Source organism: Streptomyces sp. XY006 (genome assembly GCF_002237655.1).
Taxonomy (GTDB): Bacteria; Actinomycetota; Actinomycetes; order Streptomycetales; family Streptomycetaceae; genus Streptomyces; species Streptomyces levis.
Window position 1 is genome coordinate 62,153 of sequence record NZ_NOKT01000004.1, and the last position, 12,355, is coordinate 74,507.

At 73.0% G+C, this 12,355-nt stretch carries 9 protein-coding genes; 5 read left to right on the forward strand and 4 right to left on the reverse strand.

The window, feature by feature from the left end:
* Positions 1-258 precede the first annotated feature (258 nt).
* Positions 259-660 (forward strand): DUF3040 domain-containing protein, encoded by a 402-nt coding sequence (locus CHR28_RS06420; RefSeq protein WP_094052497.1) that lies wholly within the window; start codon positions 259-261, stop codon positions 658-660.
* Between the two features lie 344 nt (positions 661-1,004).
* Here CHR28_RS06420 and CHR28_RS06425 read toward each other — a convergent pair whose 3' ends face one another.
* From CHR28_RS06425 to CHR28_RS06440, 4 genes are all read right to left on the reverse strand, one after another.
* The gene (locus CHR28_RS06425; RefSeq protein ID WP_179272330.1) at positions 1,005-3,386 is read right to left on the reverse strand and encodes a transglutaminase TgpA family protein; all 2,382 of its coding nucleotides are present in this window, start codon (positions 3,384-3,386) and stop codon (positions 1,005-1,007) included.
* Positions 3,386-4,747, reverse strand: coding sequence for a DUF58 domain-containing protein (locus tag CHR28_RS06430; protein WP_094052498.1), 1,362 nt, complete (start codon positions 4,745-4,747; stop codon positions 3,386-3,388). The genes CHR28_RS06425 and CHR28_RS06430 overlap by 1 nt, the downstream gene beginning before the upstream one ends.
* Entirely contained in the window at positions 4,747-5,787 is a 1,041-nt protein-coding gene (locus CHR28_RS06435; RefSeq protein WP_094052499.1) for an AAA family ATPase, read from the reverse strand. The genes CHR28_RS06430 and CHR28_RS06435 overlap by 1 nt, the downstream gene beginning before the upstream one ends.
* 279 nt (positions 5,788-6,066) lie before the next feature.
* Positions 6,067-6,687: a beta-class carbonic anhydrase gene (locus tag CHR28_RS06440; RefSeq protein ID WP_179272331.1), complete on the reverse strand. Its 621-nt coding sequence runs from the start codon at positions 6,685-6,687 to the stop codon at positions 6,067-6,069.
* Positions 6,688-6,905: 218 nt separating this feature from the next.
* Between CHR28_RS06440 and rsmH the strand changes: the two genes are divergently transcribed.
* The 4 genes from rsmH (at position 6,906) to CHR28_RS06460 (ending at position 12,329) form a co-directional block, all read left to right on the forward strand.
* On the forward strand, positions 6,906-7,862 hold the full coding sequence (gene rsmH, locus CHR28_RS06445; protein WP_094052501.1) for a 16S rRNA (cytosine(1402)-N(4))-methyltransferase RsmH: 957 nt from the start codon (positions 6,906-6,908) through the stop codon (positions 7,860-7,862).
* Positions 7,863-8,213: 351 nt separating this feature from the next.
* A complete protein-coding gene (locus tag CHR28_RS06450) occupies positions 8,214-8,663 on the forward strand; it encodes a septum formation initiator family protein (RefSeq protein WP_094052502.1) in 450 nt (149 codons plus the stop codon).
* A 5-nt stretch (positions 8,664-8,668) separates the two neighbouring features.
* A complete protein-coding gene (locus tag CHR28_RS06455) occupies positions 8,669-10,630 on the forward strand; it encodes a peptidoglycan D,D-transpeptidase FtsI family protein (protein ID WP_306437559.1) in 1,962 nt (653 codons plus the stop codon).
* Positions 10,631-10,808: 178 nt separating this feature from the next.
* Positions 10,809-12,329 carry a UDP-N-acetylmuramoyl-L-alanyl-D-glutamate--2,6-diaminopimelate ligase gene (locus tag CHR28_RS06460; RefSeq protein ID WP_094052504.1) on the forward strand — a complete coding sequence of 507 codons (1,521 nt, stop codon included), beginning with the start codon at positions 10,809-10,811 and terminating at the stop codon, positions 12,327-12,329.
* Positions 12,330-12,355 lie beyond the last annotated feature (26 nt).

Below are 12,355 nucleotides of genomic sequence, written 5' to 3' on the forward strand. Positions count from 1 at the left end.
GCTGATCAGCGGCTTGGCTGGGGATGGAGTACGCCACAGGCCCCCCGAATGGGGGCTTGGCGCCGTATGATCGAGGGAGACCGTCCGGCATGACGGGTCGGCCGCCGGGGAATGACAAGCCTCAGCGAGCCGGGACGTCCATGGCGGATTCCGGTTGGCCAATTGGCGTAGAGGGGCGGGTTTCACGGGGGCGATTCCCTGCCTATCCTGAAGGGACCCCCCGGGTCGCCCCGGCGACTGCACGATGAGGAGGACTCCGTGCCGCTCTCGGAGCACGAGCAGCGCATGCTCGAGCAGATGGAGCGAGCGCTGTACGCCGAAGATCCCAAGTTCGCGTCGGCGCTTGAGGGAAGCGGGCTGCGTACGTACACCCGGCGGCGGGTCTACCAGGCGGTCGCGGGCTTCCTCGTAGGTATTGCGCTCCTCATGGCCGGTATGGTCGCCAAGCAGGTCTGGCTCAGCGTCGTGGGCTTCCTCGTCATGCTGGGATGCGCGGTGCTCGCCGTGACCGGCTGGCGCAAGGCCCCCAAGCCGGGGGAACAGGCCGCCGGTGCCGCCGCGGGCCCACAGGGCCGCCGCCAGGGCCGGCAACGGCGCTCCATGATGGACCGCATCGAGCAGCGCTGGCAGAAGCGCCGCGACGAGCAGGGCGGTCATTAGCCCCGCGCCGGGCCTCTGCAGGACCCCATGATCACATCGTTAGGGGGTGACCACCGAGTGGTGGTCACCCCCTAACGCATGCGCAGGCGGTAGTCCTGGGGTGCGGATGGCGGTGCCCGCGCCGATGCCGGTGGCTGTGGCGGTGCGGTCGGACCCGGCTCCCTGCCGGAACAGGCCCGGAGCCCGCCCGAAAGCGGTGAGCCACCGGCCCCGGACCTCCGAAGCGGCCGGACGCCACCGGGCCCATGCCAAAGCCGGTCGGACGCGTCTCGTCCGACCGGCTTCCGTCGCTTCGGGCGGCCCGGCTCATGCCGCCCCCGCGGGGCGGCCCGGCGCCGCTGGACTCAGCCCTGCTTGCCCCAGGTCGGGCGGAGGGATACGGCTCGTTGCCGGAGGCCGGACCACCAGTCCGAGGCCGCCCAGAGCACGCGCGCGGTGGAGCGCGGTGCGAGGACCGCGCGGAGCCTCGCCGCGCGGCCGGCCCCGGCGCTCAGGCCCGCCGTCACACGGCGGACGTCGTCCGTCAGGCCGGCCGTGAGGCGGGGGTGCGGTGCGTACAGCACCTGCTCCACCGCGTCCGCCGCCCGGTGCACCGACGCCGCCGCCGTGCCGTCGAGACCGCCCAGCCGGACGATGCGGGCGGCCGCCTTGCGCGGGGTCAGCGACTCGTCCGGCGGGATGCCGAAGTCCCACGCGGTGTCGGTCAGCTCCTGCCAGACGGCCAGGGTGTGCGGCGCCGCGTCCGCCTCACCGCGGCCGTGTGCCCCCAGCCGTACCGAGCGGGTGCGCAGGCGCCACAGCATGGGGGCCAGGGGCAGTGCCAGTACCGCGAGACCGGCCAGGGCCCAGGCCAGGAACGCGTACCACTTCGGGCCGTCGTCACCGGTGGGCAGCACCGCCTGGGGCGACTCGCTGCCACAGCCGCCGTCCAGCTTCTTCTGCTCCGGCGTGCAGCTCTCGCTCCTGGAGGGCGTCGCGGACGGCGCGGCGGACGTCGACTGGGTCGGGCGGGTGTCGTCCGGCACCGAGCTGCCCGGCGTGTCCGGCAGCGTGTAAGGCGGCATCGAGCCGCGGGTGGGCGTCGGCTCGAAGCGGGTCCAGCCCACGCCTTCGAAGTACAGCTCGGGCCAGGCGTGCGCGTCACGCAGTCCCACCGACACCGTGCCGTCCGCCTGCGGGGAACCGGGCGCGAAGCCCACCGCGACCCGGGCCGGGATGTCCAGGGAGCGGGCCATCGCCGCCATGGCGAAGGAGAAGTGCACGCAGAAGCCCTGCTTGTCCCGCAGGAACCGGGCGATCGCCTCCGAGCCGCTGCCGACCTGCACCTGCGTGTCGTACTCGAAGCCGCCGGTCACGGCGAACCAGTCCTGCAGCTTCACCGCCTGGTCGTACGGGTTGGCGGCGTCCGCGGTGACCTGACGGGCCGTGCGGGACACCACGGCCGGGAGCGAGTCGGGCAGCTCGGTGAAGTCGCGCCGGATGGCCTCCGGCGGCGGCCCCGCGGCGGCCAGCTGCTCCGCCGTCGGCTGCACGTCCAGGCTCCTGACCTGGTACGTCAGCCCGCGTGTGTTCTGGCCGTGGTCACCGACCAGGGTCATGCCCAGCGGCTCGTAGCGCCAGTTGCCGTCGATGCGCACCCCGCTCGGCGGGTACGGCATCGGCAGCCAGTCCTGGGCGTACCAGTCGGCCGCCGATATGGAGGTGTCGACCTCCGCGCGCTTGACGTCGGCGGAGAGGCCGATCGGGGTGGGGAACGGGCCCTCGGGGACGGCCGTGATGGACCGTCGCGAGGGCTTCCAGGTCGTGCCGTCGAAGTCGTCCAGGGACACGATCCGCAGATACAGGTCCGAGACGTCCGCCATCTCGGTCTTCACGGACAGTACCTGCTGGTCCTCGTCCGCGTTCAGGCTGTCGCGCAGCGACACCAGCGGGTTCACGGCGGAGATCGTGCCCCCGCCGCCCGAGCCGGCGCCCGCGCCCGCTCCCACCGAGTCCAGCAGCCCGCCGTTCATCGTCGGCAGGGCGAGCGGCACCACCAGGGCGATGCCCAGCGCGACCACGCCGATGCGCCGGCCGGTGCGGACCGGGGCGACGGCGCCGGTCGGCTCGCCCGTGCCTGTGCGCGGGGCACCGCCGAAGACGCGGCCCCACTGGGAGAGCCGGTCCCGCCCCTCGGCCAGCAGCAGCATCAGATAGCCGGCCGCCGCGACCAGGAACCACAGCCAGTCGGTGCCCCCGTCGGACAGCCCCGCCGCGACCGAGTACAGCGCGAGCAGCGGCAGACCGGCCGGGGCGGCGCTGCGGAAGGTCACCGCGAGCGTGTCCACCAGCAGACCGATGATCAGCACCCCGCCGATGAGCATCAGCCGGATGCCGTCGGACTCCAGGGGCGCCGGGATCGCGTACCGCGCGATGTCCTGCCCGCCCTGTTCGAGCAGGAAGGCGAAGCGCTCGAAGGCCTGCGGCCCCGGAAGCAGCCCGGCCAGGGCCTGCTCGCGGGCGAAGAGGAACGTCAGCAGGAACAGCGTCACCAGGGCCTGGGCCGCGATCGTGAGCGGTCGGGCCAGCGGAACCCGGCGGGCCGCGGCGCCCACGCCCGCCTGCACGGCCAGCAGGAACGCCGCCTGCACGATCCAGGTGGCCGGCTGGACGAGGGGCAGCAGGGCGCACGAGGCCATCAGCGTGGCCGCCCACGCGCCCAGCGTCAGTCGTACCCGCCCGCTCATCAGCGTCCCTCCCCGCCGTTCGCGGCGGCCACGCCCCGGCGCTCCCGGTCCGCGTGCCGCCACAGCTCGTCCAGCGAGGCGCCCCGCGGCACGCCGAGGACCGTCCACCCCGCCTCGCGCAGCAAGCGCAGCCGCTCCTCGCTCCCGTCCAACGGACCGGGCACGTCGCTCGGTTCCCGCGTCCAGGCTCCGCTGTCCAGCACGAAGGCCACCGCGCCGCCGCTGCGCTGCCGCATCCGGGCCACCACGGCCGCCTGCTCCTCGTCCAGGTCGCCGAGGAAGGCCACCAGCAGCCCCTCGTTCCCGCCGCGGATCACGTCGTAGGCCCGGGACAGGCCCGCGCCGTCGGAGTGGTCGATCACGGCGAGGGTGTCCATCATCAGCCCGGCCGCGTCCGCCGACTCCTGGCTCGCGCCCGCGAAGCCGTCGCCGCCCTCGCCCGGGACCGCGTTGCCGGTGTCCGTCAGCAGCCGTACGGAGAAGCCCCGTTCGAGCATGTGCACCAGCACGGAGGCGGCGCCCGCGACGGCCCACTCGAAGGCCGAGTCCGGGCCCGCGCCCTCGTAGGCGATGCCGCGGGTGTCGAGCAGGACCGTGCAGCGGGCGCGCTGCGGCTGCTCCTCGCGGCGCACCATCAGCTCGCCGTAGCGGGCGGTCGAGCGCCAGTGCACGCGGCGCAGGTCGTCGCCGTAGCGGTAGCCGCGCGGGATCACGTCGTCCTCGCCGGCCAGCGCGAGCGAGCGCTGCCGCCCGTCGCCGTACCCCTTCGCCTCGCCGCTCAGGCGCACCGGGGCCAGCGGCTCCACGCGCGGGATCACGGTCAGGGTGTCGTACGTGGAGAAGGACCGGGTCAGCTCGCACATGCCGAACGGGTCGGTCAGGCGCAGCTGGAGCGGGCCCAGGGGGTAGCGGCCGCGCAGGTCGGAGCGGACCCGGTAGGACACCTCGCGCCGGCCGCCCGCCTCCACCCGGTCCAGCACGAACCGGGGCCGGGGACCGAGCACGTAGGGCACGCGGTCCTGGAGCATCAGCAGGCCTGTGGGCAGCCGCGAGACGTTGTCCATCCGCAGGTGGACCCGTGCCTCGCTGCCGGCGGGCACGCGCGCGGGGGAGAGCCGGCGGCTGCCGGCGACGCGGTAGCGCGTGCGGTACAGCACGGTCGCGCACACCAGCGGCAGCACCGCCAGCAGCAGGCCGACGCGCAGCAGGTCGGCCTGTCCGAGCACGTACGAGCAGACGGCGGCCGCGACGCCGGCGGCCAGGAAGGAACGTCCGCGGGTGGTCAGACCGGCCAGGGCGGTGCGGACGCCGCCCTTCTCGCCCCGGTCGGCCTCCGCCTGCCCCGTCCCCGCGGTGGTCATCACAGCCTCCGCGGCGGGTGCGAGGGATAGGTCGGCGCGGTGCGGCCCACGGCGCCGAAGCCGCTCTGCTGCTGGGGCGACGCCGGGACCGGCGTGCGCTGCAGGATCTCGTCGACGACCTGCTCGGCCGTGCGGCGGTTGAGCTGGGCCTGGGCGGTGGGCAGCAGGCGGTGGGCCAGGACGGCGACGGCGAGGGCCTGCACGTCGTCCGGCAGCGCGTACTCCCGGCCGCTCAGGGCCGCGGACGCCTTCGCCGCGCGCAGCAGATGCAGCGTGGCGCGCGGGGAGGCGCCCAGTCTCAGGTCGGGGTGGGTGCGCGTGGCGCCGACCAGGTCGACCGCGTAACGGCGGACCGGCTCGGCCACGTGCACGCCGCGCACCGCCTCGATCAGCTTGAGGATCTCGTGCGCGTGGGCCACCGGCTGGAGGTCCTCCAGGGGCGAGACGCCGCCGTGCACGTCCAGCATCTGCAGCTCGGCCTCCGCGCTGGGGTAGCCGACCGAGACGCGGGCCATGAAGCGGTCGCGCTGGGCCTCCGGCAGCGGGTAGGTGCCCTCCATCTCGACTGGGTTCTGCGTCGCCACCACCATGAAGGGGCTGGGCAGCTCGTAGGTCTTGCCGTCGATGGTGACCTGGCGCTCCTCCATCGACTCCAGCAGCGCGGACTGCGTCTTGGGCGAGGCGCGGTTGATCTCGTCGCCGATCACCACCTGCGCGAAGATCGCGCCCGGCTTGAACTCGAAGTCGCGGCGCTGCTGGTCCCAGATGGACACACCGGTGATGTCCGACGGCAGCAGGTCGGGCGTGAACTGGATGCGCCGCACCGAGCAGTCGATGGACCGTGCCAGCGCCTTGGCCAGCATCGTCTTGCCGACGCCCGGGACATCCTCGATCAGCAGATGCCCCTCGGCGAGCAGCACGGTCAGCGAGAGCCGTACGACCTCGGGCTTGCCCTCGATCACGCCTTCCACCGACTCCCGCACGCGCTCCACCACGGCGGTCAGATCAGTGAGGCTCGCTCGATCGTCATAGGTCGTCACCCGGCCCTCCTCGGCCTTTCCCCTGCTCTCAGGAAGCACGGGATACCCCATTTTCCCGGGCCGACGCCGCATGACGCGGGCCGGCCCACCCCGAACACGGACACCACGCGTGAAAAGTTCCGCGCGACGCCACTCCCCGCATTCTTGCTGCCGTTACCGATTCGTGTCACTCGACTGTGGACAACTGGCCGCGATATGTCGGTCTTACGACCATTCGAACGCGTGACTGACAGGTTTTCGACAGCTACCAGGGGTTGCCGGACGGGGTGGGCGACCAGGTCAGGAGGCGGGCGAGGCCGGGTCGACCTCGCGCAGCAGGCCGGTCTTCACGTCGAAGACGAAGCCGCGCACGTCGTCGGTGTGCAGCAGGAACGGCGAGGTCCGCACACGCTGCATCGACTGCCGGACGTCCTGGTCGACGTCCCGGAAGGACTCCACGGCCCACGCCGGGCGCTGGCCGACCTCCTCCTCCAGCTCGTTGCGGAAGTCCTCGGTCAGGCTCTCCAGGCCGCAGCCGGTGTGGTGGATGAGGACCACGCTGCGCGTGCCCAGCTTGCGCTGGCTGATGGTGAGGGAGCGGATCACGTCGTCGGTGACGACACCGCCCGCGTTGCGGATCGTGTGACAGTCACCGAGTTGGAGACCGAGCGCCGCGTGCAGGTCGAGGCGGGCGTCCATGCAGGCCACGACGGCGACGTGCAGGACGGGGCGCGCGTCCATGCCCGGATCGGTGAAGGCCTCGGCGTAGCGCTCGTTGGCTTCGACGAGCCGGTCGGTGACGGTGCCGCCGGTGGTCGCGGCGTGGGGGCCAGTGGGAACCGATGCAGAAGTCGTCATAACCATGACGTTACTGGTCACCTGTGCTCTCAGCCCGCTGTGAGAGGGGACAAAGAACGCCATCGGGCCTTGTAGTGAGGTAACCCACAGGGGTGGTGTGGCGGGGGCTGCGACGCGCAGGCCGGTTGATTGACCGCGAGACAGGGTGGACTAAAGTGACGCGAAGCGGGAGGCGAGACTCTGCCCGCTGGACTGAATTCTTCGGAGACCCCGGCGACGACCGGGAATCTCCCCGCGTGCGCGGCGCGTACGTACGGGCCCGCCGGATCTGAGAGGGCCCCTTGAGCGAGAGTCGACACGTCCCGGTGATGCTCCAGCGGTGCCTGGATCTGCTGGCACCCGCCCTGGAGGGCCCGGACGCCGTGGTCGTCGACTGCACCCTCGGCCTCGGCGGCCACAGCGAGGCACTCCTGGAGCGGTTCCCGGACGTCCGCCTCGTCGCCCTCGACCGCGACAAGGAGGCCCTGCGCCTGTCCGGCGAGCGCCTCGCGCCCTACGGCGAGCGCGCCACGCTCGTCCACGCCGTCTACGACGAACTCCCCGACGTGCTGCGCAGGCTCGGCCTCGCGCGCGTGCAGGGCGTCCTGTTCGACCTCGGCGTCTCCTCCATGCAGCTCGACGAGGCCGACCGCGGCTTCGCCTACGCCCAGGACGCGCCGCTCGACATGCGGATGGACCAGACGACCGGGGTCAGCGCCGCGGAGGTCCTCAACACGTACCCGCCGGGCGAACTGGTCCGCATCCTGCGGGCGTACGGCGAGGAGAAGCAGGCCAAGCGGATCGTCAGCGCGATCGTGCGCGAGCGGGAGAAGGAGCCGTTCAGCACCAGCGCGCGGCTGGTCGAGCTGATCCGTGACGCCCTGCCGCAGGCCGCCAAGCGCACCGGCGGCAACCCGGCCAAGCGCACCTTCCAGGCCCTGCGCATCGAGGTCAACGGCGAACTCGCCGTCCTGGAACGGGCGATCCCGGCCGCCGTGAAGGCGCTGGACGTCGGCGGGCGGATCGCGGTGCTGTCCTACCACTCGCTGGAGGACCGGCTGGTCAAGCAGGTGTTCGCGGCCGGCGCCGCCACCACCGCGCCGCCCGGGCTGCCGGTCGTGCCCGAGCGCTACCAGCCGCGGCTCAAGCTGCTCACCCGCGGTGCCGAACTCCCCACCGAGGAGGAGATCGCCGAGAACCGGCGAGCGGCACCGGCGCGGCTGCGCGGCGCCCAGCGCATCAGGGAGGACGTCGAGTGAGCCACGGGTGGTCCCGGAGCGATGGAACGCGAGTGTGTGACGGGCGGCGGCCGTCCCGTGCGGATGCGGCGCGAGCGGGTCTCGGGCGGTGGTCCCGGGCCGGTGGCACGCCGGTGGCGGGGGGACCGTCGTCCGGGGCCGGTGGAACGCGCGTGTGTGACGGGCGGCGGCCGTCCCGTACGGACGCGGAGCGAACGGGCCTCGGGCAGTGCGCCCGGGCCGGTGGAGCCCGGGCGTGCGGGGGAACGTCGTCTCGGGCCGGTGGAGCCCGGGCGTGCGAGGGATCGTCGTGCCCGGACGGGGCAGCGCCGGTCGGGGGCCGCGGGCCGGGGCGGATCCGAGGGAGCGCGTGTGAGCAGTAAACCCGAACTGACCGGCAGGGCGGCGCGTCTCGCGCGGCTCTTTCCCACCGGCCCGGGGCAGGCCGCCCGCACCCCCTTCGTCCTCCTGGTCGTCCTCCTCCTCGGCGGCGGTCTCATCGGCCTCCTCGTGCTGAACTCGGCCGTCAGCGAAGGCGCGTTCCAGCTCGACGACCTCCAGCGCGAGACCAAGAACCTCACCGACGAGGAGCAGGCCCTCCAGCGGGACATCGACGCCTACTCCGCGCCCGAGGCCCTCCAGCGCCGCGCCCGCGAACTCGGCATGGTCCCCGGCGGCGACCCCGCCTTCCTGGGCCCCGACGGCACGGTCAAGGGCGTCCCCAGCCCCGCCCCCGGCGTCCGTCCGGCCGCCGCCCACGTCCCCCTGGTCCTCGCCCCCGAGGCCATGCCCGACGGCACCGCATCGACCCCCGGCAGGTGACGGAAGTGTCCGACAGGGAACCGCCTCGCCGCCGTGTGCCCGGCCCGGCCAGGCCCGCCCGCCCCGACGCTAGGCGCCGGCCCGGGCCGGGTGCCCGGCCGGCCCGGCGGCCAGGACCGGGACGCCCGGGCGCACCCAAGCCGCTCCGGCTGGGCAGCCCGCGCCCCCGGCTGCGGCTGGTCGGGCTCGCGCTCACCCTGGTGCTGATCGCCTTCGTCGTACGGCTGTTCCAGGTGCAGGCCGTCGACGCGAGCACGTACGCCGCCAAGGCCGAGCAGAACCGCTATGTGGGCCAGGTGCTGGCCGCGGACCGCGGCGAGATCACCGACCGCTCCGGAGTCGCCCTGGCCACCAGCGAGGACGCCTACGACATCACGGCCGACCCCACCATGTTCGCGCCGGACATGCTGAAGATCGGCGACGGGCCCGAGCAGGCGGCCGCCCTGCTCGCGCCGATCCTCGGCCAGGACCAGGAGACCCTGGTCGGCAAGCTGCGCCCGAAGAACAAGGCCCTGCGCTACGTGAAGCTGGCCTCCCGCCAGACCCCGCAGGTCTGGAAGCAGATCAAGGACCTGAAGTCCGCGCTCGCCAAGAAGGAGGAGACGGACAAGTCCGTGCACAACGTGCTCGCGGGCGTCTTCTCCGTCGCCACCAGCAAGCGCGTGTATCCCAACGGCGAGCTCGCCGCCGGGATACTGGGCTGGGTCAACGCCGAGGGCAAGCCCGGCGGCGGCATCGAGCTGCAGCTGAACAAGCAGCTGGCCGGCAAGGACGGCAAGATCCGCTACGCCCAGTCCGGCGGCCGCCTCGTCCCCACCGCGGGAGGCGCCACCGAGACCCCCGCCGTACCGGGCAGCGACGTCGAGCTCACCATCGACCGCGACATCCAGTGGGCCGCCCAGAACGCCATCACCGAGCAGGTCGAGGAGTCCGCGGCCGACCGCGGCTACGTCATCGTCCAGGACACCCGCACCGGACAGATCCTGGCCATGGCCAACTCGCCCGGGTTCGACCCGAACGACCTGTCCGACGCCGACCCGGCCGCCCTCGGCAACGCGGCGCTGCAGGACGCCTTCGAGCCCGGCTCCACGGCCAAGGTCATGTCGATGGCCGCCGTCCTGCAGGAGCGGGCCGCCACCCCGATGACCCACGTCGTCGTGCCCAACCGGCTGCACCGCGGCGACCGGCTCTTCAAGGACGACGTCGACCACCCGACCTGGTACCTGACGCTCAACGGCGTCCTGGCCAAGTCCAGCAACATCGGCACCATCCTCGCCACCGGCCAGCTCGGCACGACGCAGGCGCGGGCCAACAAGGTCCTCTACGACTACCTGCGCAAGTTCGGCCTCGGCAGTTACACCGGCCTCGGCTTCCCCGGCGAGACCAAGGGCATCCTCGCCCCGCCGGACAAGTGGTCGACCTCGCAGCAGTACACGATCCCTTTCGGCCAGGGCGTCTCCATCAACGCCATGCAGGCCGCCTCCGTGTACTCGACCATCGCCAACGGCGGCGTCCGCGTCGAACCCACGCTCGTACGCGGCACCAAGGGCCCCGACGGCCGCTTCACACCCGCCCCCAAGCCCGAGAAGACGCGGGTCGTGAGCGCGCAGACGGCGAAGACCCTCGCCCGGATGCTGGAGTCCGTCGTGGACGACGAGGAGGGCACCGGCACCAAGGCGCGCATCCCCGGCTACCGCGTCGCGGGCAAGACGGGCACGGCCAACCGCGTGGATCCGGCCACCGGCAAGTACCGCGGCTACACCTCGTCCTTCGCCGGGTTCGCGCCCGCCGACCAACCCCGTATCACCGTCTACTGCGCCATCCAGAACGCCACCCGGGGCAGCTACTTCGGCGGGCAGATCTGCGGACCCGTCTACAAGCAGGTCATGGAGTTCGCGCTGAAGTCCCTCCAGGTCCCGCCGACCGGGGCCAAGCCCGCCAAGCTCCCGGTCACCTTCCAGCGCTGACCGGCCCCTACCGGTCCGCACCGAAACAGCCAGGAACCACCTCGTGACGACGATCACCCCGGACCCCGGGAACCACAGCACCCCCCGCCCCTCACTTCGCCCGGAGGCGGGTACGCCCGGTACGCTCACCGCCGTGCCACACGCTGATCAGTCCCAAACCACCCAGAAGGGGCATCCCGTGACATACCCCGGGCCGCCCAGGCCGGTGCAGGTCTCCGCCACATCCCTCGCGGAACTCGCCGTTCAGCTGGGTGCTCCCGCGCCACAGGGCGCCGCCGAGGTCACGGGCATCACCCATGACTCGCGGGCCGTGCGGCCCGGCGACCTGTACGCCGCCCTCCCGGGCGCCCGCCTGCACGGCGCGGACTTCGTGAACCAGGCCGCGGGCCTCGGCGCCGCCGCCGTGCTGACCGACCCGACCGGCGCCGACCGCGCCGCCGCGTCCGGTCTGCCCGTCCTGGTCGTCGACGACCCGCGCGGGCAGATGGGCGAGCTGGCCGCCACGATCTACGGCCACCCCGGCCGGGACCTGCTCCAGATCGGCATCACCGGCACCTCCGGCAAGACCACCACCGCCTACCTCGTCGAGGGCGGCCTGAAGACGGTCCGGTCCACCGGCCTGATCGGCACGGTCGAGATGCGCATCGGCGACGAGCGCATCAAGTCCGAGCGGACCACGCCCGAGGCCACCGACCTGCAGGCCCTGTTCGCCGTCATGCGCGAGCGCGGCGTCGAGGCGGTCGCCATGGAGGTCTCCAGCCACGCCCTGGTGCTCGGCCGCGTCGACGGCTGCGTCTTCGACATCGGCGTCTTCACCAACCTCAGCCCGGAGCACATGGAGTTCCACTCCGACATGGAGGACTACTTCCAGGCGAAGGCGCAGCTGTTCACGCCGAAACGGAGCAGGCTCGGCGTGGTCAACGTCGACGACGAGTACGGCCGCAGGCTGGCGAAGGAAGCCACCGTCCCGGTCGTCACCTACTCCGCCGAGGGCCACCCCGACGCCGACTGGCGCGCCGAGGACGTCCGGGTCGGCCGGCTGGACTCGACGTTCACCGTCGTCGGGCCCAAGGGCGAGCGGATCAGCGCCACCTCGCCGCTGCCGGGCCCGTTCAACGTGGCCAACACCCTGGCCGCGATCGTCGCCCTCGCCGTCGCCGGACTCGACCCGCAGTCCGCCGCCGACGGCGTGGCCGCCGTCCCCGGCGTGCCGGGCCGCCTGGAGCGCGTGGACGCCGGACAGCCCTACCTCGCGGTCGTCGACTACGCGCACAAGACCGACGCCGTCGAGTCCGTGCTGCGCGCCCTGCGCAAGGTCACCGAGGGCAGGCTGCACATCGTGCTCGGCTGCGGCGGCGACCGGGACAGGACCAAGCGGGAGCCGATGGGCGCCGCCGCGGCACGGCTCGCCGACACCGCCGTGCTGACCTCCGACAACCCCCGTGGCGAGGACCCCCTCGCGATCCTCGCCACGATGCTGCAGGGCGCGGCCTCCGTGCCCGCGCACGAGCGCGGCGAGGTGCAGGTCTTCGAGGACCGGGCCGCCGCGATCGCCGCCGCCGTGGCGCGTGCCGAGCCCGGCGACACGGTGCTGGTCGCCGGCAAGGGCCACGAACAGGGCCAGGACATCGCCGGGGTGGTCCGTCCCTTCGACGACCGCCAGGTGCTGCGCGAAGCCATCCGGAAGACCCAGGGATGAAAATCCAGAAGACCCAGGGGATGAAC